Here is a 24128-nt window from a genome sequence, read left to right on the forward strand (position 1 = left end):
TTTCCCTCTTAACCTTTAATTCCGCTGCTGGTAACGCCCTGTACGAAGTAGCGTTGTGCCAGGAAGAACACGATGATGGACGGCAGAATGGAGATGCTCGCCATTGCCAGAATTTCGTTCCACGGAGCGCCTTCCGTGACGTCGATGGACATTTTCAGCGCCAGCGCGATGGGGTATTTATCCACGCTGTAGACGTAAATCAGCGGACCGATAAAGTCGTTCATGGACCACATGAACTGGAACAGCGCCACCGAGATAATCGCCGGTTTCAGAATTGGCACCACCACGTACCACAGCACCTGAATAGAGTTGCAGCCGTCAATCTGCGCCGCTTCTTCCATGTCGCGCGGAACGCCGCGCAGGAACTGAATCAGCATGAAGACGAAGAACCCCTGAGTGGCGAAGGCCAGCGGCAGGTACAGCGGCAGATAGCTGTTCAGCATGCCCATTTCACGGAACATCAGGTACTGCGGGATCAGCAGTACGGTGCTCGGCAGGAGCATGGTGGTGATCAGCGTGGCGAACCAGAATTTCTTCCACGGGATCTCGAAGCGGGCAAAGCCGTAGGCCACGATGGTGGAGGAGATAATGGTCAGCAGCACTTTCGGGATCACATACTTGAAGGTGTTCAGCATGTAGTGGCCGAAGTTGTACTCGGTGCCGGTTTTCCAGCCGTTGATAAAGCCATCCCATGTCGCGTGGGCAGGCCACAGGCTCAGGGTGGTGAAGATCTCGTGGTTCGGTTTGAACGACGCCGAGAACATCCATACCAGCGGGTAGAGCATCAGCAGGCCGACGAACAGCAGGATCACGTAGCGAATTGAGCGGCTGACTTTTTCACGACGCAGCGTCCGCGCGACTTCACGTTCGGCGATGTCCCTTGCTTCAGAGATTTGTTGGATATCAGCCATTTTTGCCTCCCTTATCGGCGGAGTAGAACACCCAATATTTTGAAGACTTAAACGCAATGGCGGCAAAGACCGCGACCACCAGGAACAGTACCCACGCCAGCGCCGCGCCGTAGCCCATATCGAAGTACTTAAAGGCGGTGTCGTAGATATAGAGCGAGAACAGATAGGTGGAGTAGGTCGGGCCGCCGCCGGTGATGACGTACGGGCCGGTAAACTCCTGGAACGCCTGAGTGGTCTGCATGATGAAGTTGAAGAAAATCACCGGCGTGATCAGCGGCACCGTGACTTTCATAAACATCTGCCATTTTGACGCGCCATCGATCATCGCCGCTTCATATTGTGATTGTGGAACGTTCTGCAGCGCCGCAAGGAAGATAACCATCGCCGAACCGAACTGCCAGACGCGCAGCAGGGTGACGGACATCAGGGCCAGCGAGGGCTCGCCGAGCCAGTTGACCGGGTCGAAGCCAAGTACGCCGATAAAGCTGTTCAGCAGGCCGTCGATAGCAAACAGCGCGCGCCACAGAACGGCGATCGCCACCGAGCTACCGAGAATGGACGGGATATAGTAGGCGGTACGGAAAAAACCGATGCCGCGCAGCTTAAAGTTGAGGACAAAAGCGATCCCCAGCGCGAAAGCCAGCTTTAACGGGATGGTTAAAAAGACATACGCAAACGTCACGCCCATTGATTTCCAGAAGAGGCCATCTTCGGTCAGCATGTAGCGATAGTTTTCGATGCCGTTAAACACCGGTGGACTCATCAAATCGTACTCAGTGAAACTGAGGAAGAAAGATGAAACAAAGGGAAAGGCGGTAAAGACTATCAACCCTATGATATAGGGGGATATCCATGCCAATCCCAGCATTCTGTTTTCATTCATACATACCTACCTGGCTTACGAGTTTGTAATACGGATTCGGGGTTACTGCCTTTCCCGCGGCCCGTGCCGCCGGAAAGTTAATGCGTTCCTGGTATGTCAGCGGTGAATCATTCCTTGTTAACGGTGCGTGTGTTGAGCGTTTTTGCGCGCTTGTCGTCCCTGGAGAACATCTGTTTTTTGATTTTGTCTTACCCAGCGTCCTGATTTTGTAAAACGCCGTTTTAATTTTATTTTATTGCTATTTATTACGGAGTCATTCGGTTGATCGCGGAAATGTGATCAAAGTCGAAACGATGTTTCAAAAAGGTGCTGGCGCGCGCATTTTGCAGGAGGAAAGGTCATAAAAAAGGATGAGCGGCAGGCGCAGTGAGGCTATTCAGGCGGGATTAATTGCTCTGCTAATCATTATGCCAGGACATACTTTATGACAATTATTATTAGCGGAAAAGTTCAGAAAATGGTGGGCACGCCTGGCATGCCCTGGGGCAGAAGAGATTACTTTTGCAGAAAATCCTGACGAACGGGAGTAAAGGTATCAAGAAGCGTGCCCGGCTTCAGACAGACGCAGCCGTGCATAATTTCCGGCTTCTTATAGAGCGTATCGCCGGCGCTGACCACATGCTTTTCATCACCGATGGTGAACTCAAACTCGCCGGAGAGCACGTAGGTGAGCTGCTCGTGCGGGTGATTATGCATCGGCCCGACAGCGCCCGCTTCGAAGTTCACCTCAACCGCCATCATCTTGCCATCGTGCGCAAGGATGCGGCGGGTGACGCCATTGCCCAGATCTTCAAGGGTGGTCTCTTTATGAAAAATAAACATCCGCTGGTCCTGTAATTAAATGAAACAATGTTTCATTTAATCTATCGCATAATCTTCTAAAAGGAAACGATCGTCGGGAGAAGTGGAAAGTCGATCACAACTTTGTTTTACTGAAAACCTCACACAAGGAGGGATGATGAAAACGATTGGTCTGTTAGGCGGCATGAGCTGGGAATCGACGATTCCTTACTACCGGCTGATTAACGAAGGTATTAAAGCCCGCCTCGGCGGCCTGCACTCCGCCAGCCTGCTGCTGCACAGCGTGGATTTCCACGAAATTGAAGCCTGCCAGTCAAGCGGCGACTGGCAGCGCGCGGGCGAGATCCTCGCCCAGGCGGCGGCCGGCCTGCAGCAGGCGGGCGCCGAGGGGATTGTCCTGTGTACCAACACCATGCATAAAGTCGCGCAGGCGATTGAAACGCGCTGCGATGTGCCGTTTTTGCATATTGCCGACGCGACCGGACGGGCGATTACCGCGAAAGGGCAGAACCGCGTAGCGCTATTAGGGACCCGCTATACCATGGAGCAGGATTTTTATCGCGGCCGCCTGCAGCAGCAGTTCGCTATCGACACGCTGATCCCGGAGGCTGAAGATCGCGAGCGGATTAACCGGATCATTTTTGATGAACTGTGCCTCGGCGTCTTTAGCGAGCATTCACGCGACTATTATCTTCAGGTCATCGAGCTCCTGGCGGAGCAGGGGGCGGAAGGGGTGATTTTCGGCTGTACCGAAATCGGCCTGCTGGTGCCGGAAGAGAGCAGCCCGCTGCCGGTGTTTGATACGGCCGCGATCCACGCGGCGGACGCGGTGGAGTTTATGCTGTCGTGATGGGTGAAGCGTCCCTTGCCGAAGGCAGGAAAGGGACGCTCTGGAGATCAGATACTATTCAGGCTGGGACTGAATTCAACGGTCAGCGTGCCTCTATAGTAGCCGGCGGATTTGTCCGTAACGCGAAATTTATCCACAATCAGCCGCAGCGGGGTGGGCGCGCAAAGCACCGGGTAGGGGATGGACGGCAGCCTGACCGGGCGTATTTTATCCGTTCCGTTTATCCCTGCCGACAACGTAAAGCTGTCGTTATTCTTCACCGTTATCCACCCTTTGCTATGGGGATCGAACATTTCGACGCGATAGTCGATACGTTCCGTATTATCCGTTCCCCCGGAGGCGGTATTATAGATGGAAAAATAGTTCGTTTTTCGCCCCGCAGCCGCTTTGCCCTCGTCTTTAAAGGACAGCGTCATGCTGTCGCTGTTGGAGTTATAGCCATCATAGAGGCACATATCCAGCGTCGTGATATCTTCTACGTAGCTGTTGCCGGTGACGGAACCGGTAGGGTGCAGATCGAGTTGTACCAGTGGATTCGCGCCGTTAAATTCCGGGAAGTAAATATCCTGCTTACCGGCGGCTTTGCCTTTGAGGGTGATATTGGCGGTGTAGGTGAATGAGCCACCACCTCCCTGGCTCCAGCCTATCTTAAGCTGCCCTTTCCATACGCCACCAATTGGAAGATTATTCATTTCACTTTGCGGGATCCAAACAGTCATCATTTTGGTATTATTGATTGTACTACTATCTTTGCCTCTACAACCATTTACCCTATTGTATGTCGTCAATGAGAACGGGTGTCCGCACATCACTGATTTAGAGGGATCGCTTTCGTCATAATAAATATTTTGTAGGTACGCCTGCAATTGTAATGGATGCTCCATACCATTTCTTTTTTCTTTTAAGATCATGGTGATGGTTGAGCCTGTGCTTTGGCTTGAACAGGTCTGTCGGATGTCGGAGTAAGAACAGATATAACTCCCAAACCCGGCATCATAGCCAGGTGTTGTACCGGGATAATCATCCTCCCATAAATAGACATCGGCAGGAGCACCTAAGGGAATTTCATAGTCTTGTGTGGTGCTGACCGTAGGGGTTGGTCCATTAACCACTAATGCCTGCGCACCCCCGCTTCCTATCAGGCAATATAGAATTAAAAATTTTATTAATCTCACTGCACGCTCTCCCTCTGTGCGGTTTCCAGCGCCTGACTACGCTGCGACTGTTTCAACTGCGCCTGCACCTGAATTTGCGCCGGCAGCCGCTCGTAATCTATGGCAGTACATACGATTTCCCCGGTATAGCGAATGCTGGCGCGCTTTTTCAGCACCTTCAGCGGGCACTTCAGGAACGACTGTCCGGCAAGTACGTAGAGATCGCGCGATGAGCCCTGCATTTCCAGAGTGAACCCACCGTCATCCGCCATCATCAGCATCGCGCTGTTTAAGCCAATCACCGGGTATTGTTTCAGCGCTTCCGGTAGCCGGAGTCGCCCAATGTAGTTGTAGTTAAACGTGGCGGAGACTTCGCGATAGCGCAGTTTACCCGGCAGCAGCATCAGGCTCTGTTTACCCGAACCGGCGATCAAGTTAGTGGTTCCGGTCTGATGTTTTCGCGCGCTGTCGTTCACTTCCACATAGCCCACTTCATAGCCGGTGTAAGGAAACAGGACTGATTCATCACCGCTCAGGCTGGCTTTATTACCGTTTGTGTTGGCATCCACTGATATTTCATCGGCGGAGTCGTCATCCAGTTTTCTCACCGCGACCAGGACGGCTGCCGACGGGTCGCCGTTACCCGTACGGCCAATCTGTATTCCGTGACGGCTGACGGCAAGCGTAGAGCTGTAGCTGCCGGTAAAGGCGGTGCTGTGCTCATGGTCTTGCGTATTGTAACTGTCGGTCAGATAGGCGCTGACGTTTCCGTAGAGGCTATCAATACGGCCGTTAATGCCGCTGTCGAGGGTATCGGTATTCATACCGCCCAGGCTGACGCCCACCTCTTTATGATTGACGTTATCGTCATACCAGGTTCGCCCCAGGTTCCAGGATGTCTGGTCACTTCTGCTCTTGCTTGTCCGATAGTCAACCCCTACGGTCGTCGTGCGGCTGCGCGTATTGTTATCCGGACGCGGCGTTTCACTGAAGGTAAAGGTCAGATAGCCGCCGTTATCATTAGCGCTGCTGCCGGAATCCTGACGGGTGAATACGCCGAAGTTGGCATTCAGAATCCAGTTATTCAGGCTGAAACTGCGCGATGCGCTGAGCTGCACGCTATCCGATGTGGAGTTGGCATCGGCCTGGCTGAAATAGTTGCTGCTAAAATCGTCGCGGTTATCCCAGCGGGTATGATAATCAGCGTGGTTACGGGTACGGTTCCAGTTTAGCGACAGGCTCCAGTTGAATACGTTTTGCGACATCCCGGCGCTGATACTTTCAAAACAGTTGAGATCGGTATCTTCGGCACTGTTATCGCCGGAACACTGTCCTCCGCGGGTATCTTTGCGGTAAAAGTTCAGCGAGGGAAAGTTCTCGACGCGCCAGCTCAGCTGCTGCATATTGCCGCGCCCGCCCTGGTCGTTATAGAAAAACCCGTTTTGCAGATCCATATCGCCAAACGCGCCCAGCGCCGGGGTGATATGACCGTTAATTTCCGCCGAGACGTTGTTGTCGACAGAAGCGGCACCAAGCATTAACTCAGCCTGCGCGGTGACGGGGATGCGCACGCCGGCCTGCGCCGAGGTTGCACCGTCGTCACGGTTGTTGGTTGACGAGTTTGACCCATCCGCCAGCTTTCCTGCCTGAATAAACCACTGAATATGCCCATCCGTCATGCTCCCCGTTTTAGTAAAGGGAACCACGTCGGTGCGGGCGAGTTGGTTGCTCTCGTAAATCTTAAGCTGCAGGGTGTAGCTTCCCGAAGGGAACGATGAGGTATCAAGCGACTGATTGCCGCCGTTCAGATAAAACGAGCCGAGAAGTTGATTATCGCGATAGGCATCGACGCGCGAACTGCGGGAAAGCAGGACGTTGACCGGCGTTCCCTGGCCCGCCTGTTCGCGGTTGAGGTAGCTCAGCGTTGACCCTGCGCGAATTCCGTCAAAGGCATCAAGCGGCAGGAAAGTGAAGCTAAAGTTACCGCCGTCCAGATTAAACAGGCTGCGGCTGTCCATACGCCCGCCCTGCACGTAAAAGCGGCTCAGGAGATCGTAACGATAGTAGAGTTCGTTGACATCAGCGTCAGTCTCGGTGTTACCGTCGCTTTCGTTACCGTTCAGGCTCCAGTAACCGCCAATATAGCTGTTATCCGTGACGCCTAATGCGCCGGTCCCCTGCAGGTAAGCCGATTTAAAATCGTCCTGAATGGCGACGTTGATATCCTGCTGGTGGATGAAGGCGTTGACGATATTCTCGTCCTGGCTTGCTTGCAGATAGAGATCGCGCTGAGCGCTGTCGGGATACCACGCTTTATTCAGAAAGAGGGAGATAGCGTTCTGTTCGTCGTTATAAATCAGCGCGACGTCATCGGTAGTGAGATAACCACAGCCGGTACTATTGTTAATCGCTGAACAGGCCAGCTCGCCGTGACGTTCAAGAGGCTGACTGAGTTTTGCTGCAATGGCCTTGATGCGGTTCTGGTCGTTACCTATTCCCATTGCCGCAACGATCTTCTGTGGTTGCTCAAACTTAACCGTATCGAGATTAACGGTGGCATAAAATCTGCCCAAATTTCTCCCTGCCAGATAGACATCGACGTATTCTTGCTGGCCGAGGACAATGGCTTCAAAGCCGGGGGGGATGGTATCCGTTCGCGCGTTGGCTGCATTGAGTATGGAAAAGATTAATAGTCCAGGAATTGATTTTTTCATTACCCAATCATCGTCCTTGAGATGGCAAAAAATGAACCGAAGACCTCCTCCGGTTCATTGAATGCAGTGCGTGGTAAATTTTTACTTAGCTGCGGCGGCCTGGTACAGATAGATGCTTACAACGCCCTGATAGGTACCCGTAGCCAGAGGTTCTTGTTTTGCCTGAGCAATCTGCAGCGTTTTTGCAATGGAACCGGTCTGCAGCGCAGTATCCGGGTTCGGGAACAGCTCAGTCGCTTTCAGAGTGACCGCGGTGGTAGACAGCGCCGCTCCGCCCCAGGAAACGCTCATCGGCACGGTTGCGCCGCCCAGGCTGTTAACCAGAACGGCATCGCTGGTCAGCTGCATCATGACGTCTTTAGCCGTGTCGTTTGCCCAGATTTTGGTCTGCAGCTGATAGGGGACCAGGCCGGTGCCAGGGATATACTGCATGTCAACGCTCTTCGGCAGAGCAGAGTTATCAACCTGTGTCATATCCAGCGCTGCATCAACGTTTGCTGTAACGGTAATATCTTTCTGTACTGCCATTGCAGAACCCATTACAGAAACCATTGCTACAGCAGTTAACGTTTTAGAGATTAAGGATTTCATTTACTTATATTCCATGTAATAAACAACTGATTAATGAATTGGGAAGTCTTGAGAATGCTTTGACTTGTCAATCCAGTTCCAATATTGAACAACGACCCGGTCGTAACCCAATATACTCTTCGGTGCATAGCTGGCGCGTGGATAAATGTTTCTATCCACTTCCTGCCAGATGCACTCTTTGTCAGGTTGTGATTTTTTACACAATCCAATTTTCAATATTTTAAAACGTTGGTTGCCAGCGTTTGTTATTTTTCCATCGGGAAGTAAATTTATTTTTAGCTGTGGATTTTCAGGTGGGACGCTGACCAGGACGCCCCAAATAAGATTAATAGTTAACTGTGATTTCGTGTTTTTTGTGCCTTCAAGCGGATCGTCCAGCTGCGGCACCGCTTCAAACTTCACGCGATAAGTGGTCTCTTCCTGTACCGGTTCCATCGCGACCATACGCACCGTTTTAGTGGCGCCAGCGGGCAGCGCGAATTTCGGCGGCATGACCACAATAGCGGTAGGCGAACCGGTTTTAATTTCAGTTTCTTTTTCTTGATTCGTGCCGATACCAGTAATATGGAGAATCGAGGTCTTAATATATTGCACGTCGCTGGAGCGAGAAATAACGCGTACGCTGCTTTCACCCTGATCGTTCATATCGACAGACATTGGATACACAGACATGTTTGCGTGACATAAAGGAGCCATACCTGCCAGAAAAATAGCGTACGCATTTAACTTTATCTTCATAACTTAACTCCCTGTTAGTCATGGCTCTATTCTGCATCCAGCTGAATAGCGAAAGGTTTATACCTGATGGGTGATATGTTGAATGTCCTGTTGAAGTTATTGTTACTTTACTATTCAGGATGGGGTAAAGAAAATTAATTTTACTAAATGTATAGTTAAGTTCATCGCAAATAATTAATGTGAGGAATGAGTGGTGTAATACTTTCATATTATTAAGTGCACAATGGTTTTATCGAGTCGTCATTCGAAAGTATTGTCTTTTTATGCTCTATCTATTTTTTTCAGATATCAGGAATTCAGGGATATTTTAACCGATTCTTTGACGTGGTTTATGCCGCTAAGCAGATGATGACTAAAGGCATCGACCAGCGCGGAGCCGGGGCGGTGCAGCGGGCGCACCAGGCTAACGGTAAAAGGCACTTCAACGCTAAAGCGGCGTACTACCACGCCGTTTCCGGCATAATCGAGGGCGGTAAGCGGGTTAACCACCGAAATGCCGACCCCGGCTCTTACCATCGCGCAGATGGAGGCGGCGCTGTGCGTCTCCACCACCATCCGTCGTTTGACCTGATGTTCGACAAACAGGGCATCAAGCAGCTGGCGATAGCTATCGGTGCGCGACAGGCTAATGTAGTTTTCGCCGTGAAAATCCGCAGGCGTCAGCATCGGCTTAGCCGCTAATGGATGGCCCTGCGGCAGTACGCACACTTCATTCAGGGTCAGCAGCGGCGTACGCTCGGTTCCGGCGGGGGTATGCAGGGTTTCCGTCAATCCCAGATCGTGGCGCTGGGCCGACAACCACTCCTCCAGCAGCGGTGATTCCTGGGGGACAATTTGCAGGCTGACGTCCGGGTAGCGCGCTAAAAACGGCGCCAGCAGCAGCGGCAATAGCGATTGCGAAAAGACCGGCAGACAGGCTATCGACAGCTCGCCCTGGCGGAACTCGCGCAGGCTTTCCGCGGCGCTGACGATTCTGTCCAGACCGTACCAGGAGCGCTGGACCTCTTCAAACAGACGTAACCCCTGGACCGTGGGCTGCAGGCGCCCGCGCGTCCGGGAAAACAGCGTCAAGCCCAGCACCTTTTCAAAACGCGCCAGTTCGCGGCTGACGGTGGGCTGCGAGGTATGCAGCATGCGTGCGGCCTCGGTCAGATTGCCGGTGGTCATCACCGCATGAAAGATTTCAATATGACGCAGGTTGACGGCGGGCATGGAGGTTCCTTAAGTGGCGCAAGCCATATCATTTTTGCATAGAGTGGCAATAAAACGATATTTTTTATTGCGTACGCGCTGTGGCGTAATCGTAAAAAACAGAAATAACGCACACACAGCACCGGAGTTCCTTATGCCACACTCGCTTTACGCTACCGATACTGACCTGAGCGCAGAAAACCTGCTGCGTCTGCCCGCCGAATTCGGCTGCCCGGTTTGGGTTTACGACGCGCAGATTATCCGCCGCCAGATTGCCCAATTGAGCCAGTTCGACGTGGTGCGTTTTGCGCAGAAGGCCTGCTCCAATATCCACATTCTGCGCCTGATGCGCGAGCAGGGCGTGAAGGTGGATTCGGTGTCGCTGGGCGAGATCGAGCGCGCGCTGGCGGCCGGGTACGATCCGCATCAGCATCCGGACGATATCGTCTTTACCGCCGATCTGATCGACGATGCAACCCTGGCGCGGGTTAAAGAGCTGCAGATCCCGGTCAACGCCGGCTCAATTGATATGCTGAGCCAGCTGGGCGATGTCTCTCCGGGCCACCGCGTCTGGCTGCGGGTTAACCCGGGCTTCGGCCACGGCCACAGCCAAAAAACCAATACCGGCGGCGAGAACAGCAAGCACGGGATCTGGCACAGCCATTTAACGGCGGCGCTGGAAGTGATGCGTCGCTATCAGCTCCAGCTGGTGGGGATTCACATGCATATCGGTTCTGGGGTCGACTATGGTCACCTGGAACAGGTCTGCGGCGCGATGGTGCGTCAGGTTGTTGAATTCGGGCAGGATCTGCAGGCGATCTCCGCCGGCGGCGGACTGTCGATCCCGTATCACGACGACGAAGAGGCGATCGATACCGATCACTACTTCGGCCTGTGGAACGCGGCGCGCGAGCAGATCGCTAAACATTTGGGCCATCCGGTCGCGCTTGAGATCGAACCGGGCCGCTTCCTGGTGGCGGAGTCCGGCGTGCTGGTTTCTCAGGTTCGCAGCGTGAAGGAGATGGGCAGCCGCCACTTCGTGCTGATTGACGCCGGTTTTAATGATTTGATGCGCCCGGCGATGTACGGCAGCTATCACCATATTACCGCTCTCGCCGCGGACGGCCGCGATCTGCGCGCCGCGGCGGAGGTTGAAACCGTAGTGGCCGGGCCGCTGTGCGAATCGGGCGATGTATTTACCCAGCAGGAGGGGGGGAAAGTGGAAACCCGCCTGCTGCCTGCGGTGGCGCCGGGGGATTATCTGGTGCTGCACGATACCGGCGCTTACGGCGCGTCGATGTCTTCTAACTACAACAGCCGTCCGCTGCTGCCGGAAGTGCTGTTCGACAACGGCAAAGCGCGGCTGATCCGTCGTCGCCAGACCATTGAAGAGCTGTTGTCGCTCGAGCAGCTGTAAGGCGCTGCCCGATGGCGCTTCGCTTATCGGGCCCGCTAATTATGCGTAATACGGCCCGGTGGTGACCGACTCGCGCAGCACCAGCTTGCCGGTAAACGGCGGTATGGTCTCGATCGGCTGGCCGTTGGCCAGCTTGATGGCCTGATCGATAGCGGTGGTGATCATGTTATCGATCGGCAGATAGACCGTCGACAGCCCCGGCTCCAGCCATTTCGCGCTCGGCGCGTCATCAAAACCAAACAGCGAAATATCCTGCGGGATCCGCAGCCCTGCCTGATGCAGCGCTTTCGACGCGCCCAGCGCCATATCATCGTTACAGGAAAACAGCGCGCTAAACGGCGTTTTCTCTTCCAGCAGCTCGCAGCAGAGTTCATAGCCGCGGCTCATGGTGGAGTCGCCGTATTTCACCTTCGCCGGATCCCACTTGATGCCGTGCTTCTTCAGCGCGTTGCGATAGCCTTCCAGGCGAGCTTTACCCGTCGGCGTGTGCATCGGCACGGTCAAACAGGCAATATCGCGATGGCCCTGGGTAATGAGGTACTCAACCGCCTGAAACGCCGCGTCCTGCTGTTCGAAGAACACGCAGCGCTCCCGGGCCTGGCTAACGTCGCGGTTGATCACCACCAGCGGCATGGCGATAGACTCAATCAGCGACATAATCTTCTTTTCGCTCATATGGCGCGTGTAGAGCACGATGGCATCGCACTGGCGATCGGCCAGCATCTGCACCGCCTCTTCTTCACGCTCCGGCGCATCGTGGCCGTCGGTGACGATCAGCTGTTTGCCCCAGGCTTCCGTCTGGCGAGAAGCCTGCTGCAGCAGGCGACCAAAATAGAAGCCGTCAAAGGTGGAAACCACCAGACCGATGCTGTTGCTCGTGCGGTTCGCCAGCGAGCGGGCGAGAAAGTTAGGCCGATAGCCCAGCTCTTCCATCGCCTTAAAAACCTGTTGGCGGGTGCTCTCTTTCACCTGACCTGTGCCGTTCAACACGCGGGAAACCGTCGCTTTAGAGACGCCTGCGCGAATTGAGACATCCAGCATTGTAGCCATTCATCCGATTCCTGATATCACGTGGTGAACCGCAGTTTATCACAGACATTCAGGGGGATATGGCTTCATGGCGCGGTAAAAAACCATCGCGATCACGCTTTTACAGGAATTGATCGCAGGGAAAAGAAAACTGCAAATGCGGTATGCCAATTATCGCCTTTCTGGAATACCAATGAACGGGTTGGGAGCTTAATCACAGAACTTATTCTCCCCAGTGGCTATTTTTTTGGTATGCCAATAGGTGTTTGGCTGTACACCTGGTGCGCTAAAAGCCCTTAAACCTGAGGTATCCTCTATGGCATTGCAGGACAAACTGATCGACTCACTGGGGAGTTTCGCCACGAAATTCAACAGCTACCGCTACATCATGGCGATAAAATCCGCTTTTATTACCCTGATGCCGGTGATCATCGTCGGCGCCTTTTCGGTGCTGATCTCCAATATGGTGCTGGATCCGAAAAACGGACTCGCCAGCTTTCAGGCGCTCTCTTTTCTGGCGGCGCTGAAACCCATTACCAGCGCGATCAACTACGCCACCCTTAACTTTCTCAATATTGGCGCGGTCTTTCTTATCGGCATCGAGCTGGGGCGGATTAACGGCATCAAGAGCCTGTTCCCCGGTCTGCTGGCGGTGATCTGCTTTATCTGCGTGACGCCGACCACCGTTGAAATGATGGTCGACGGGCAAATGCACGAAGTGAAAGATGTGCTGCTGCGCCAGTTTTCCGATACCCGTAGCCTGTTCCTCGGTATGTTTATCGCCATTCTGTCGGTGGAGATCTACTGCTGGCTGGAGGGCCGCAAGGGGCTGAAGATCAAGATGCCGGATACCGTGCCGCCCAACGTATCGGCGTCGTTCTCCGCCCTGATCCCGGCCATTATCACCACCACGGTGATTGCCACCTTTGGCTTTATTTTCCATCAGGCCACCGGCATGTACCTGTATGACGCGGTCTATCAGGTGGTGCAGCAGCCGCTGGAGCGGGTGGTGCAAAGCCTGCCGGGGATCCTGCTGCTGATGTTTGTCGCGCAGCTGTTCTGGGTTATCGGCATCCACGGCAACCAGATGATCAAACCGATCCGCGAACCGCTGCTGCTGGGAGCCATCACCGTCAATATGAGCGCCTTTGAGCAGGGCAAAGAGGTGCCGAATATCATCACCATGCCGTTCTGGGACGTTTATATGAGCATCGGCGGATCGGGGCTGACGATTGGCCTGCTGATCGCAGTCATGATCGCCACCAAACGCAAAGAGATGAAAGAGATCGCCAAGCTGTCGATTGGGCCGGGTCTGTTCAATATTAACGAACCGGTGATTTTCGGCATGCCGATCATGCTCAATCCGATCCTCGCGATCCCTTTTATCATCACGCCGCTGGTGACCGGCAGCATCGGCTACTTCGCGACCGCCGCCGGCTTTGCCGGTAAAGCGGTGGTGATGGTGCCGTGGACCACCCCGCCGCTGATCAACGCCTGGCTCTCTACGGCGGGTTCGATGGGGGCGGTGGTGACGCAGCTTATCTGCATCCTGACCGCGGTGCTGATCTATCTGCCGTTCGTCAAAATAGCCTCCCGCCGCGCGGAAAACGCTCAGCGCCAGGCGGAGAACGAGCAGGCCAGCCAACAGATATGAGGACACAATGACGACAGTAAAGATGGCGATCCCCCACGACTTTATCCTCGGCGCCGCCGCTTCCGCGTGGCAAACCGAGGGCTGGAGCGGTAAGAAAGCGGGCCAGGATTCCTGGCCGGATCTCTGGTACAAGAACGACCGTCGCGTCTGGCATAACGGCTACGGCCCGGCGGTGGCGACCGATTTTATCAATCGCTTCCGCGAAGACGTGCAGTTGATGAAGCTGGCGGGGCTGACCCACTACCGCACGTCGATTAACTGGTCGCGCTTTCTCACCGATTATGAAAACGTCACGGTCGATGAAGACTATGCGGCGTACTACGATCAGTTGTTCGATGAACTGCTGGCCAACGGCATCGAGCCGATGATCTGTCTTGAGCACTATGAACTCCCCGGCTATCTGCTGGAGCAGTACGGCGGCTGGGCGTCAAAAAAGGTGGTTGAGCTGTTTGTGCGGTATGCGGAAACGGTTTTTACCCGCTATCACCACAAAGTCACGCGCTGGTTTACCTTCAATGAACCGATCGTGGTGCAGACCCGCGTTTATCTGGATGCGCTGCGCTGGCCTTACGAGCAGAACACCGGCACCTGGATGCAGTGGAATCACCACAAGGTGCTGGCGACGGCAAAAGTGGTCCGGCTGTTTCGCGAGAAAGGCTATCGTGGCACGGTAGGCTGCATTCTTAACCCGGAGGTCACCTATCCGCGCTCAAAAGCGCCGCACGACGTGCGCGCCGCCGAACGCTACGATCTGTTTTATAACCGGGTTTTCCTCGATCCGCTGGTCCACGGCCTCTACCCGCCTGAGCTACTGGCTCTGCTCGAACAGCACGGGGTCTCCTGGGATTATAACGCGGAAGAACTGGCGATAATCCGCGACAACACCGTTGATGAGCTGGGGATTAACCTCTACTACCCGCATCGGGTTAAGGCTCCATCGCGCGCCTGGCATCCGCAGACGCCGTTCCATCCGGCTTACTACTATGAGCCCTTTGAGCTACCGGGGCGGCGGATGAACCACTCCCGCGGCTGGGAAATTTATCCGCAAATCGTTTTTGATATGGCGATGCGGATCAAGCAGGACTATCGCAATATTCCGTGGTTCGTGGCGGAAAGCGGCATGGGCGTGGAAAACGAAGGGCAGTTTCGCAATGGCGAAGGCACCATCGCCGACGACTACCGGATCCGTTTTATCAGCGAGCATCTGTGGCAAACGCTGCGCGCGCGGGAAGCGGGGGCCAACTGTCACGGCTACATGCTGTGGGCGTTTACCGACAACGTTTCGCCGATGAACGCGTTTAAAAATCGCTACGGGCTGATTGAAATCGATCTGCAAAATAATCGTGCGCGGCGGCCCAAGGCGTCCGCCAGCTGGTTTCGTAAGCTAGGCGAGAGCCGGGAATTGACGCTGGATATTGATGATGAGTGGCGCTAGCCGTGCTGAAATTTTGCTAAGATAGCGGCCGATATTGACTCGCAGGCTCATAACGCACAGGTGATATTGTGGAGAAGGCTATCATTCCGCCGGAAAAGAAACCCTACCAGGAAATAGGTGATGATTTACGCGCACAGATTGCGCAGGGGCGCTATCCCATCGGGTCGCGCCTGCCGCCGGAACGCAATATCGCCGAGACCTACGGCGTGAGCCGGACCATCGTCCGCGAAGCGCTGCTGATGCTGGAGCTGCAGGGGACGGTCGACATTCGCCAGGGCTCCGGGGTGTACGTGATGCGCATCCCGCACGAGGACGATAGCGAGGAAGAACAGATGCTAAGCAGCGACGTCGGGCCGTTCGAAATCCTGCAGGCCCGCCAGCTGCTGGAGAGCAATATCGCCGCTTTTGCCGCCAAAATGGCCACCCGCGCCGATATCGATAACCTGAAGCGGATTATCGAGCAGGAACAGCGGGCGATTGCCGCCAACGATACCAGCCAGGATAACGCCCGGCTGTTTCACCTGGTGCTGGCCGGCGCGACGCAAAATCAGATGCTGTTGGCGACGGTTGAGCGCATCTGGCTGCAGATGGACAGCAGCCCGCTGTGGCAGCAGTTCAACGTGCATATCGCCAGCCGGGCGTACCGGCTGAAGTGGCTCGGGGACCGGCAAACGCTGCTCGCCGCCCTGCGCCGACGCGATGTGATGGGGGCCTGGCAGGCAATGTGGCAGCATCTTGAAAATGTCAAAAACAGCCTGCTGGAGCTCTCCGATGAAGACGCGCCGGACTTTGACGGCTATCTCTTTGAATCGGTACCGATTTTTCAGGGAAAGCTGGTATGATTATTCACCCCCTCTACGCTGCGCCGCAGCACGCTTCATGCGTGACGGAGTGGCTCTGGCGAGCGTTTGGCGCTGACGCGCTGCCGCGGGCGTTCTTCGCCAGCATTGTCGAACATAGCCAGACGCCGGGAGCGCTGCCCATTACCTTTGTGGCCGTGGAGGGCGAGAGGCTGCTGGGCACCGTCGGCCTGTGGCGCTGCGATTTAATCAGCCGTCAGGATCTCTATCCGTGGATGGCGGCGCTCTACGTGGCGCCTGAGGCGCGCGGGCAGGGGTTGGCGGGAAAACTACAGCAGCACGTCATCGGATATGCCAGAGCGCAGGGCTATACCGAGCTATTTCTCTACTCCGCCTGCCGCGATTTTTATGAGCGTTTTGGCTGGCAGTATATCGGCGAAGGCCTGGATTATCCGGCCAGCGCCGTCAGTTTATACCGCTACAATTTATCGCTGTCGAGGGGCGCAATCACCGAGTGACGGCGGACCAGCGTGGGGCTGAAAAGGTGGGTAATCTCCGGCGGCGGGCGATGCTCCGCCAGCGCTAACGCCAGCTCCGCGGCCTGCGTCGCCATGGTGACAATCGGATAGCGTACGGTGGTCAGACGTGGGCGCACGTAGCGCGAAATCAGCACGTCATCAAAGCCAATCAGCGAAATCTCACGCGGCACATCAATCCCGTTATCGTTTAATACGCCCATCGCGCCGGCGGCCATCGAGTCGTTATAGCAGGCGACGGCGCTGAAATTCCTGCCGCGGCCCAGCAGCTCGGTTATCGCCTGTTCTCCGCCGCTCTCATCGGGCTCGGCAAAGGTCACCAGGCGATCGTTGCACGGCAGATCGCTCTCTTTTAACGCTGCCCAGTAGCCCTGCAGGCGGTCTTCAGCATCGGAAATAGCGTGATTAGAGCAGAGATAGCCGATGCGGGTGTGCCCCTGCTGAATCAGGTGGCGGGTCGCGAGCCATGCGCCGTAGCGGTCATCCAGCGCCACGCAGCGCTGCTCGAAGCCGGGCAGGATGCGGTTAATCAGCACCATGCCGGGGATTTGCTGCATCAGCGAGGCCAGTTCGTCATCGGGGATCATTTTTGCGTGGACCACCAGCGCCGCGCAGCGGTGGCGAATCAGCTGTTCAATCGCCTGGCGCTCTTTATGGAGGTTGTGATAGCCGTTACCGATCAGCAAAAAATTGCCGGTATTGTAGGCGACCTGCTCGACGGCTTTCACCATCGCGCCGAAGAAGGGGTCGGAGACATCGCCCACCACCAGGCCGACGGTTTCCGTTGACTGCTGCGCCAGCGCGCGGGCGTTGGCGTTGGGGTGATAATTTAGCGTTTCCATCGCGGCGCCTACCGACTGGCGCGAGGCTTCGCTGGCTTTCGGTGAATTGTTAATAACGCGGGAGACGGTAGCGACGGAGACTCCTGCGAGCCGGGCTACATCCTTAATAGTCGCCATACCAGGCCTTTTTTAGGGTAAGCGTTTACATGGCATTTATGTTACGGGAAAGCGCGGCAGATTCAAGGGTTGGTACTTTTGGGTTAATGCAATTGTGACGCAGATTAGCGTTGCGGGTGAAATAGTTACCCACAGGGGAGCGGAGAATGATTCCGGGAACGGACAATTCACACCTTTGCTTACACTTTGCGATTGGCTGTTGCGAATGTTCGCTGGTTTACCCATTCATTGCATTGATACTCTGGCTATCCCAGAGGTATTGATAGGTGGAGTCAACTTCAGGTTGACCACTTAATTACACCAGCCTGCGCAGATGCGCAGGTTTTTTTTTGCCCGCCGTTAGCCGTTGTTACAGTTCACGAAAAAAGTAATAACTGGTTGCACTTAGGCTCATTCCCTTGCGTTTTATGGCTGGCGCCGGCGGCGGGAAAAACGAGACAATCAGGATCCCAGAGGTATTGATTGGTGAGTTTTTTAAGTACGCTTTTCGTACTGATTATCTTGCACCGACCTGCGCGGATGCGCAGGTTTTTTTGTCCTGAATTCCGCTCCTCCTGGTGCATTTTCCGTCCCTTCTCATGTAACCTGCTTTGACTGATTAACCGGTCAAACGGAGTTGTTATGCTTTTGGGATTTTTCAGACTACTTTTCAAAGGATTGTACCGGGTCAAGTTAACCGGTGACCCCCAGGCGCTGCACCAGCACAAGGTGCTGATTACGCCAAACCATGTCTCCTTTATTGACGGCGTACTGCTGGCGCTTTTCCTGCCGGTGCGCCCGGTGTTCGCGGTCTATTCCTCAATCAGCGATCGCTGGTTTATGCGCGCGCTAAAGCCGATTATTGATTTTGTGCCGCTGGACCCGACCAAACCGATGTCGATAAAACATCTGGTCCGCCTGATTGAGCAGGGGCGCCCGGTGGTGATTTTCCCGGAAGGGCGGATCTCGGTGAGCGGTTCGCTGATGAAAATTTACGACGGCGCCGCCTTTGTGGCGGCGAAGTCGCAGGCGACCATCGTGCCGCTGAGAATCGAAGGTGCTGAACTAACCCCCTTTAGCCGCCTGAAGGGGCTGGTTAAGCGCCGCCTGTTCCCGCGCATTCAGCTGCATCTGCTGCCGCCGACGCATCTGCCGATGCCCGATGCGCCGCGCGCCCGCGACCGGCGTAAAATTGCCGGTGAAATGCTGCATCAGATCATGATGGAGGCGCGGATGGCGGTGCGCCCGCGCGAAACGCTGTATGAGTCGCTGCTGGCGGCCCAGGACCGCTTCGGCGCGCACAAACGCTGCGTGGAAGATATCAATTTTCAGCCGGACACCTACCGTAAGCTGCTGACCAAAACCCTCTTCGTGGCGCGCATTCTGGAAAAATACAGTGCCCAGGGCGAAAAAATCGGCCTGATGCTGCCGAACGCCGGAATAAGCGCGGCGGTGATTTTTGGCGCGATCGCCCGCGGACGAATCCCGGCGATGATGAACTATACCGCCGGGGTCAAAGGCCTGAGCAGCGCCATTACCGCGGCGGAAATCAAAACCATCTTTACCTCCCGCACCTTCCTCGATAAAGGCAAGCTCTGGCACCTGCCGGAGCAGTTGACGCAGGTGCGCTGGGTATTTCTCGAAGATTTAAAAGGCGAGGTTACCGCCGCCGATAAGCTGTGGATTTTTGGCCATCTGCTGATGCCGAAGCTGGCGCAGGTTACGCAGCAGCCGGAAGACGCGGCGATGATTCTGTTTACCTCCGGCTCGGAAGGCAATCCGAAAGGGGTCGTGCATAGCCATAAAAGCCTGTTGGCCAACGTCGAGCAGATTAAAACCATTGCCGACTTTACCGCTAACGACCGCTTTATGTCGGCGCTGCCGCTGTTTCACTCCTTTGGCCTGACGGTCGGCCTGCTGACGCCGCTGTTTACCGGCGCGGAGGTCTTCCTCTATCCCAGCCCGCTGCACTACCGCGTGGTGCCGGAGCTGGTATATGACCGCAACTGTACCGTGCTGTTCGGCACCTCCACCTTCCTTGGCAACTATGCCCGCTTTGCGAATCCGTATGATTTTTATCGCCTGCGTTACGTTGTCGCCGGGGCGGAGAAGCTGCAGGAGAGCACAAAGCAGATCTGGCAGGACAAGTTTGGCCTGCGCATTCTTGAAGGCTACGGCGTCACCGAATGCGCGCCGGTGGTATCGATCAACGTGCCGATGGCGGCGAAAGTGGGCACCGTTGGCCGCATTCTGCCGGGGATGGACGCGCGTCTGCTGGCCATGCCCGGTATTGAAGAGGGGGGCCGTTTACAGCTTAAAGGGCCGAACATCATGAACGGCTATCTGCGGGTGGAAAATCCCGGCGTGCTGGAAGCGCCCGCGGCGGAAAACCAGCACGGCGTAGTCGAGGCCGGCTGGTATGACACCGGGGATATCGTCAGCTTTGACGAACAGGGCTATGTGCGGATTCAGGGCCGCGCGAAGCGCTTTGCCAAAATCGCCGGTGAGATGGTGTCGCTGGAGATGGTCGAGCAGGTGGCGCTGGCGGTTTCGCCGGACAAAATGCACGCCACGGCGATTAAACAGGATGCCAGCAAAGGCGAGGCGCTGGTGCTGTTTACCACCGATAATGAACTGAATCGTGAAAAACTGCTGCGCTATGCCCGTGAACACGGCGTACCGGAGCTGGCGGTACCGCGCGACATTCGCTGGCTGAAGCAGCTCCCGGTACTGGGCAGCGGCAAGCCGGACTTTGTCACCCTTAAAGGCATGGTTGAACAGGCGGAAGGTTCGGATGAGTGAGTCAGTACACACTAACACGTCGCTGTATTCGAAAGGGATGATGGCGGTTATCTGCGCCCAGTTTCTTTCGGCGTTTGGCGATAACGCGCTGTTGTTCGCCACCCTGGCGCTGATGAAGCAGCTGTTCTACCCGGAGTGGAGTCAACCGGTATTACAGATGTTGTTTGTGGGCGCTTACATTCTCTTCGCGCCGTTTGTCGGACAGTTTGCCGATAGCTTTGCCAAAGGACGGGTGATGATGGTGGCGAACGGCCTGAAGCTGATCGGCGCGGGGTGCATCTGCTTTGGCGTGAATCCGTTTGCTGGCTATACGCTGGTGGGCATCGGCGCTGCCGCCTATTCTCCGGCTAAATACGGCATCCTCGGCGAGCTGACCACCGGCGATAAGTTAGTGAAAGCGAACGGCCTGATGGAGTCCTCGACCATTGCGGCGATCCTGCTCGGCTCGATGGCGGGCGGTATCCTGGCGGACTGGCATATCATGGTGGCGCTCGGCGTCTGCGCGGTGGTGTACGCCGGCGCGGTGGTCGCCAACCTGTGGATCCCGAAGCTGCCGGCGGCGCGTCCCGGGCAATCATGGCGCTTCAGGCCGATGACCCACAGCTTCTTTAGCGCCTGTACGACGCTATGGCGCAACGGTGAGACCCGCTTTTCGTTAGTCGGCACCAGCCTGTTCTGGGGGGCGGGCGTGACGCTGCGCTTCCTGCTGGTGCTGTGGGTGCCGGCGGCGCTGGGCATTACCAGCAACGCCATGCCGACCTACCTTAACGCGATGGTGGCGGTGGGGATTGTGCTGGGAGCCGGCGCGGCGGCGAAGCTGGTGACGCTGGAAACGGTGTCGCGCTGCATGCCCGCCGGGATATTGATTGGCGTGGCGGTCATCTTTTTCGCCATCCAGCAGGCGCTGCTGCCGGCTTTTGCCCTGCTGCTGCTGCTCGGCGCGTTCGGCGGCTTCTTTATCGTGCCGCTTAACGCCCTGCTGCAGGAGCGAGGGAAACATACGGTCGGCGCGGGCAACGCTATCGCGGTGCAGAACCTCGGCGAAAACGTGGCGATGCTGCTGATGCTGGGCCTCTATTCGCTGGCGGTGAGCATCGGTATTCCTGTCGTCGGCGTAGGGATTGGCTTTGGCGTGGTGTTCGCCCTGGCGATTACTGCCCTGTGGATTTGGGGACGGCGTAAATAATCTCCCGGAGGCGGCGCGTCGCGCCTGTCCGGGCTACAAACCGCACAAACTTGTAGCCCGGACAGATGCGTAGCATCGCCTCCGGGAAAGGGAGTCGCCCGGATAAGGCATTAGCCGCAATCCGGGAGCTTTTACGGCCTTACGGTGCCGGGTAGGTATAAACCTGATGCACCGCTTCAATCTCGGCTAAAACCTCTGCGCTCAGCTCCAGATGCAGGCTTTCGACGTTGGTTTTCAGCTGCTCCATGGTGGTCGCGCCCAGCAGGGTGCTGGCGACAAACGGCTGACGACGTACGAAGGCCAGCGCCATCTGCGCCGGGTCAAGGTTGTGCCGCTTCGCGATATCGACATAGGCCGCCACCGCTTTTTGCGTCTGCTCGCCGCTGTAGCGCGTAAAACGGCTGAACAGCGTATTGCGCGCGCCTGCCGGTTTTGCGCCGTTGAGGTATTTCCCGGTCAGCGTGCCGAACGCCAGGCAGGAATAGGCCAGCAGCTCCACGCCTTCATACTGGCTAACTTCCGCCAGGCCCACTTCAAAGCTGCGGTTCACCAGGCTGTACGGGTTCTGGATCGTCACGATGCGCGGCAGGTCGTGCTTGTCCGCCAGATGAAGATAGCGCATCACGCCAAACGCCGTTTCGTTAGAGACCCCGATATAGCGAATCTTGCCGGCGCGCTGGAATTCGGCCAGCGCGTCCAGCGTATCCAGCAGGGTGACGACCGGGGCGGAATCGGCCCAGGTGTAGCCCAGCTTGCCGAAACAGTTGGTCGGGCGCTGCGGCCAGTGTACCTGATAGAGGTCGAGATAATCGGTCTGCAGGCGCTTCAGGCTGTCGTGCAGCGCCTCGCGGATATTTTTACGATCCAGCTTGTGGTCAGGACGAATGCTGCTGTCGTTATTGCGGGCAGGGCCGCTCACTTTAGAGGCGATAATCAGCTTTTCGCGATTGCCGCGCTTCGCCAGCCAGTTACCGACGTAGGTTTCCGTCAGGCCCTGGGTTTCCGGGCGCGGCGGGACGGGATACATTTCCGCGACGTCAATCAGGTTAATGCCCTGACTCACCGCGTAATCGAGCTGCTCGTGCGCGTCTGCCTCGCTATTCTGCTCACCAAACGTCATTGTGCCCAGCCCCAGCGTGCTGATTTCAAGAGAACTGTGTGGGATACGGTGATACTGCATAGCCGGCTTCCTTTTTTATCAACAAGGTCAGGCGTTCCCCGACAAAGGAATATAAAAATGGCAGAGGGGGAGAAAAAGGGGAAGTAAAAAAATCAAAAAAGCCGGGCTGACGGAATCCGGCCTGATGAATCCTCGCGGACAGATCAGGTTTATCCCGACTTTTCTCTGAATGCTGAAGAATAAAGAACGCTGCTCAACGGTGCGATAAAACGCTAAATCGCGACCTGACGGCGGGACTTAACGTTTAATAATCTGCGAAACGTCGTCACGATTGATCTGCATTTTATTACCCTGCTGATCTTCGTAGCTGATAAGGCCGGTGTCGTCGTCTATGGCGGGTTTGCCGTCGGTCAGAATCATGCGACCATCTTTGGTTGCCATGACGTAATCGCTGCTGCAACCGGAAACCGAGAACGCCAGTCCTACGGCGGAAATCAATACTGCCCATTTTTTCATCGCTATCACCCCTATTATAGCCGCACCTCGTACCAGTATATTAATAGCCTGATTTGTGAGACATAAAAAGCAGTTAAGTCTTAAAAAAGAATTGCAGCCCGTTTCAGGGCTGCATTTTAGCGGGCTACAGCGGATTTTTTTTATTGCGCAGCAGGTTGAGACTTTCAACCGCAATCGAAAAGAACATCGCGAAATAGATGTAGCCTTTCGGCACGTGCACGTCGAAACTTTCGAGCATCAGCGTGAAGCCGACGAGGATCAAAAACGACAGCGCCAGCATTTTCACCGAAGGATGGCGGTCAACAAAATCGCCTATCGAACGGGCGGCAACCATCATCACCAGCACCGCGATAACCACTGCCGCCATCATAATAAACAGATGGTCCGACAGTCCGACGGCGGTGATCACCGAATCGAGGCTGAAAATAATATCCAGCAGCATAATCTGCACGATGGCGCCCATAAATGAATGGACGTTGGTTTTCAGCCCTTCTTCTTCGCCTTCAATGGATTCGTGAATTTCTTTACTCGCCTTCCAGATCAGGAATAGCCCGCCCAGCAGGAGGATCAGATCGCGAAACGAGATCTCCTGGCCTAGCACGGTAAAGAGAGGATTAGTGAGCTTGACGACCCACGCGATTGACGCCAGCAGCGCCAGACGCATGATCATCGCCCCCATCAGCCCAATACGGCGGGCGTGGGCCCGTTGCGCTGTGGGCAGTTTTGCCACCACCAGAGAGAGGAAAATAATATTATCGATCCCGAGCACTATCTCCAGCAGCGTCAGCGTACCAAGCGCCAGCCAGGCGTTAGGATCGGTTACCCATGCAAATAACATCGTTCAAAGTCCTGCAAAATAGAA

The 24128-nt window shown here is 55.5% G+C and carries 21 protein-coding genes and 1 pseudogene; 9 read left to right on the forward strand and 13 right to left on the reverse strand.

Annotation, left to right across the window (positions count from 1 at the left end; translation table 11 throughout):
- Positions 1–8 precede the first annotated feature (8 nt).
- From ACESQ2_RS12695 to ACESQ2_RS12705, 3 genes are all read right to left on the reverse strand, one after another.
- Positions 9–911: a carbohydrate ABC transporter permease gene (locus ACESQ2_RS12695; RefSeq protein WP_014226680.1), complete on the reverse strand. Its 903-nt coding sequence runs from the start codon at positions 909–911 to the stop codon at positions 9–11.
- Entirely contained in the window at positions 904–1794 is an 891-nt protein-coding gene (locus ACESQ2_RS12700; protein ID WP_014226679.1) for a carbohydrate ABC transporter permease, read from the reverse strand. The genes ACESQ2_RS12695 and ACESQ2_RS12700 overlap by 8 nt, the downstream gene beginning before the upstream one ends.
- A 495-nt stretch (positions 1795–2289) precedes the next feature.
- Entirely contained in the window at positions 2290–2616 is a 327-nt protein-coding gene (locus ACESQ2_RS12705; protein ID WP_046876730.1) for a cupin domain-containing protein, read from the reverse strand.
- A gap of 136 nt (positions 2617–2752) precedes the next feature.
- Between ACESQ2_RS12705 and ACESQ2_RS12710 the strand changes: the two genes are divergently transcribed.
- Positions 2753–3445 carry an aspartate/glutamate racemase gene (locus ACESQ2_RS12710; RefSeq protein ID WP_046876731.1) on the forward strand — a complete coding sequence of 231 codons (693 nt, stop codon included), beginning with the start codon at positions 2753–2755 and terminating at the stop codon, positions 3443–3445.
- Between the two features lie 47 nt (positions 3446–3492).
- Here ACESQ2_RS12710 and ACESQ2_RS12715 read toward each other — a convergent pair whose 3' ends face one another.
- The 5 genes from ACESQ2_RS12715 to ACESQ2_RS12735 form a co-directional block, all read right to left on the reverse strand.
- Positions 3493–4620, reverse strand: a complete 1128-nt coding sequence (locus ACESQ2_RS12715; RefSeq protein ID WP_077257479.1) for a CfaE/CblD family pilus tip adhesin — start codon at positions 4618–4620, stop codon at positions 3493–3495.
- Complete coding sequence (locus ACESQ2_RS12720; RefSeq protein ID WP_224260147.1) at positions 4617–7313, reverse strand: TcfC E-set like domain-containing protein; 2697 nt, start codon at positions 7311–7313, stop codon at positions 4617–4619. Before ACESQ2_RS12720 ends, ACESQ2_RS12715 begins: the two co-directional genes overlap by 4 nt.
- A gap of 81 nt (positions 7314–7394) precedes the next feature.
- The gene (locus ACESQ2_RS12725) at positions 7395–7904 is read right to left on the reverse strand and encodes a CS1 type fimbrial major subunit (RefSeq protein WP_049072064.1); all 510 of its coding nucleotides are present in this window, start codon (positions 7902–7904) and stop codon (positions 7395–7397) included.
- 30 nt (positions 7905–7934) lie between these two features.
- Complete coding sequence (locus ACESQ2_RS12730) at positions 7935–8642, reverse strand: fimbria/pilus periplasmic chaperone (RefSeq protein WP_046876734.1); 708 nt, start codon at positions 8640–8642, stop codon at positions 7935–7937.
- Between the two features lie 288 nt (positions 8643–8930).
- Positions 8931–9854: a LysR family transcriptional regulator gene (locus tag ACESQ2_RS12735; protein WP_049072062.1), complete on the reverse strand. Its 924-nt coding sequence runs from the start codon at positions 9852–9854 to the stop codon at positions 8931–8933.
- A gap of 133 nt (positions 9855–9987) precedes the next feature.
- Between ACESQ2_RS12735 and lysA the strand changes: the two genes are divergently transcribed.
- Positions 9988–11250: a diaminopimelate decarboxylase gene (lysA, locus tag ACESQ2_RS12740; protein ID WP_049072059.1), complete on the forward strand. Its 1263-nt coding sequence runs from the start codon at positions 9988–9990 to the stop codon at positions 11248–11250.
- Positions 11251–11289: 39 nt separating this feature from the next.
- Here lysA and ACESQ2_RS12745 read toward each other — a convergent pair whose 3' ends face one another.
- Complete coding sequence (locus ACESQ2_RS12745) at positions 11290–12291, reverse strand: LacI family DNA-binding transcriptional regulator (RefSeq protein WP_162097180.1); 1002 nt, start codon at positions 12289–12291, stop codon at positions 11290–11292.
- Between the two features lie 304 nt (positions 12292–12595).
- Between ACESQ2_RS12745 and ACESQ2_RS12750 the strand changes: the two genes are divergently transcribed.
- From ACESQ2_RS12750 to ACESQ2_RS12765, 4 genes are all read left to right on the forward strand, one after another.
- A complete protein-coding gene (locus ACESQ2_RS12750; RefSeq protein ID WP_014226668.1) occupies positions 12596–13933 on the forward strand; it encodes a PTS sugar transporter subunit IIC in 1338 nt (445 codons plus the stop codon).
- A 7-nt stretch (positions 13934–13940) separates the two neighbouring features.
- On the forward strand, positions 13941–15368 hold the full coding sequence (locus tag ACESQ2_RS12755) for a glycoside hydrolase family 1 protein (RefSeq protein WP_046876737.1): 1428 nt from the start codon (positions 13941–13943) through the stop codon (positions 15366–15368).
- 68 nt (positions 15369–15436) lie between these two features.
- Positions 15437–16210 carry a GntR family transcriptional regulator gene (locus tag ACESQ2_RS12760; RefSeq protein ID WP_004105268.1) on the forward strand — a complete coding sequence of 258 codons (774 nt, stop codon included), beginning with the start codon at positions 15437–15439 and terminating at the stop codon, positions 16208–16210.
- Positions 16207–16686: a GNAT family N-acetyltransferase gene (locus tag ACESQ2_RS12765; protein WP_046876738.1), complete on the forward strand. Its 480-nt coding sequence runs from the start codon at positions 16207–16209 to the stop codon at positions 16684–16686. The genes ACESQ2_RS12760 and ACESQ2_RS12765 overlap by 4 nt, the downstream gene beginning before the upstream one ends.
- On the opposite strand, the gene galR is transcribed toward ACESQ2_RS12765, so the two are convergent.
- On the reverse strand, positions 16647–17663 hold the full coding sequence (gene galR / locus ACESQ2_RS12770; RefSeq protein ID WP_046876739.1) for an HTH-type transcriptional regulator GalR: 1017 nt from the start codon (positions 17661–17663) through the stop codon (positions 16647–16649). The two genes, ACESQ2_RS12765 and galR, sit on opposite strands and share 40 nt — an antisense overlap.
- A gap of 160 nt (positions 17664–17823) precedes the next feature.
- On the opposite strand from galR, the pseudogene ACESQ2_RS12775 reads away from it, so the two are divergent.
- The 3 genes and pseudogenes from ACESQ2_RS12775 to lplT form a co-directional block, all read left to right on the forward strand.
- Positions 17824–17993 (forward strand): annotated as a pseudogene (locus ACESQ2_RS12775) (hypothetical protein); the annotation flags it as partial.
- Between the two features lie 291 nt (positions 17994–18284).
- Positions 18285–20444, forward strand: a complete 2160-nt coding sequence (aas, locus tag ACESQ2_RS12780) for a bifunctional acyl-ACP--phospholipid O-acyltransferase/long-chain-fatty-acid--ACP ligase (protein WP_049072052.1) — start codon at positions 18285–18287, stop codon at positions 20442–20444.
- Complete coding sequence (gene lplT, locus ACESQ2_RS12785) at positions 20437–21630, forward strand: lysophospholipid transporter LplT (RefSeq protein WP_049072049.1); 1194 nt, start codon at positions 20437–20439, stop codon at positions 21628–21630. The genes aas and lplT overlap by 8 nt, the downstream gene beginning before the upstream one ends.
- A gap of 139 nt (positions 21631–21769) precedes the next feature.
- On the opposite strand, the gene ACESQ2_RS12790 is transcribed toward lplT, so the two are convergent.
- From ACESQ2_RS12790 to ACESQ2_RS12800, 3 genes are all read right to left on the reverse strand, one after another.
- Positions 21770–22810 (reverse strand): NADP(H)-dependent aldo-keto reductase, encoded by a 1041-nt coding sequence (locus ACESQ2_RS12790; protein WP_014226662.1) that lies wholly within the window; start codon positions 22808–22810, stop codon positions 21770–21772.
- A 237-nt stretch (positions 22811–23047) separates the two neighbouring features.
- Positions 23048–23266, reverse strand: coding sequence for a YgdI/YgdR family lipoprotein (locus ACESQ2_RS12795; RefSeq protein WP_004105255.1), 219 nt, complete (start codon positions 23264–23266; stop codon positions 23048–23050).
- A gap of 124 nt (positions 23267–23390) precedes the next feature.
- Complete coding sequence (locus tag ACESQ2_RS12800) at positions 23391–24104, reverse strand: TerC family protein (RefSeq protein ID WP_004105253.1); 714 nt, start codon at positions 24102–24104, stop codon at positions 23391–23393.
- Positions 24105–24128 lie beyond the last annotated feature (24 nt).

It is taken from the genome of Klebsiella sp. Q11, from assembly GCF_964241505.1.
GTDB classification, from domain to species: domain Bacteria; phylum Pseudomonadota; class Gammaproteobacteria; order Enterobacterales; family Enterobacteriaceae; genus Klebsiella; species Klebsiella michiganensis.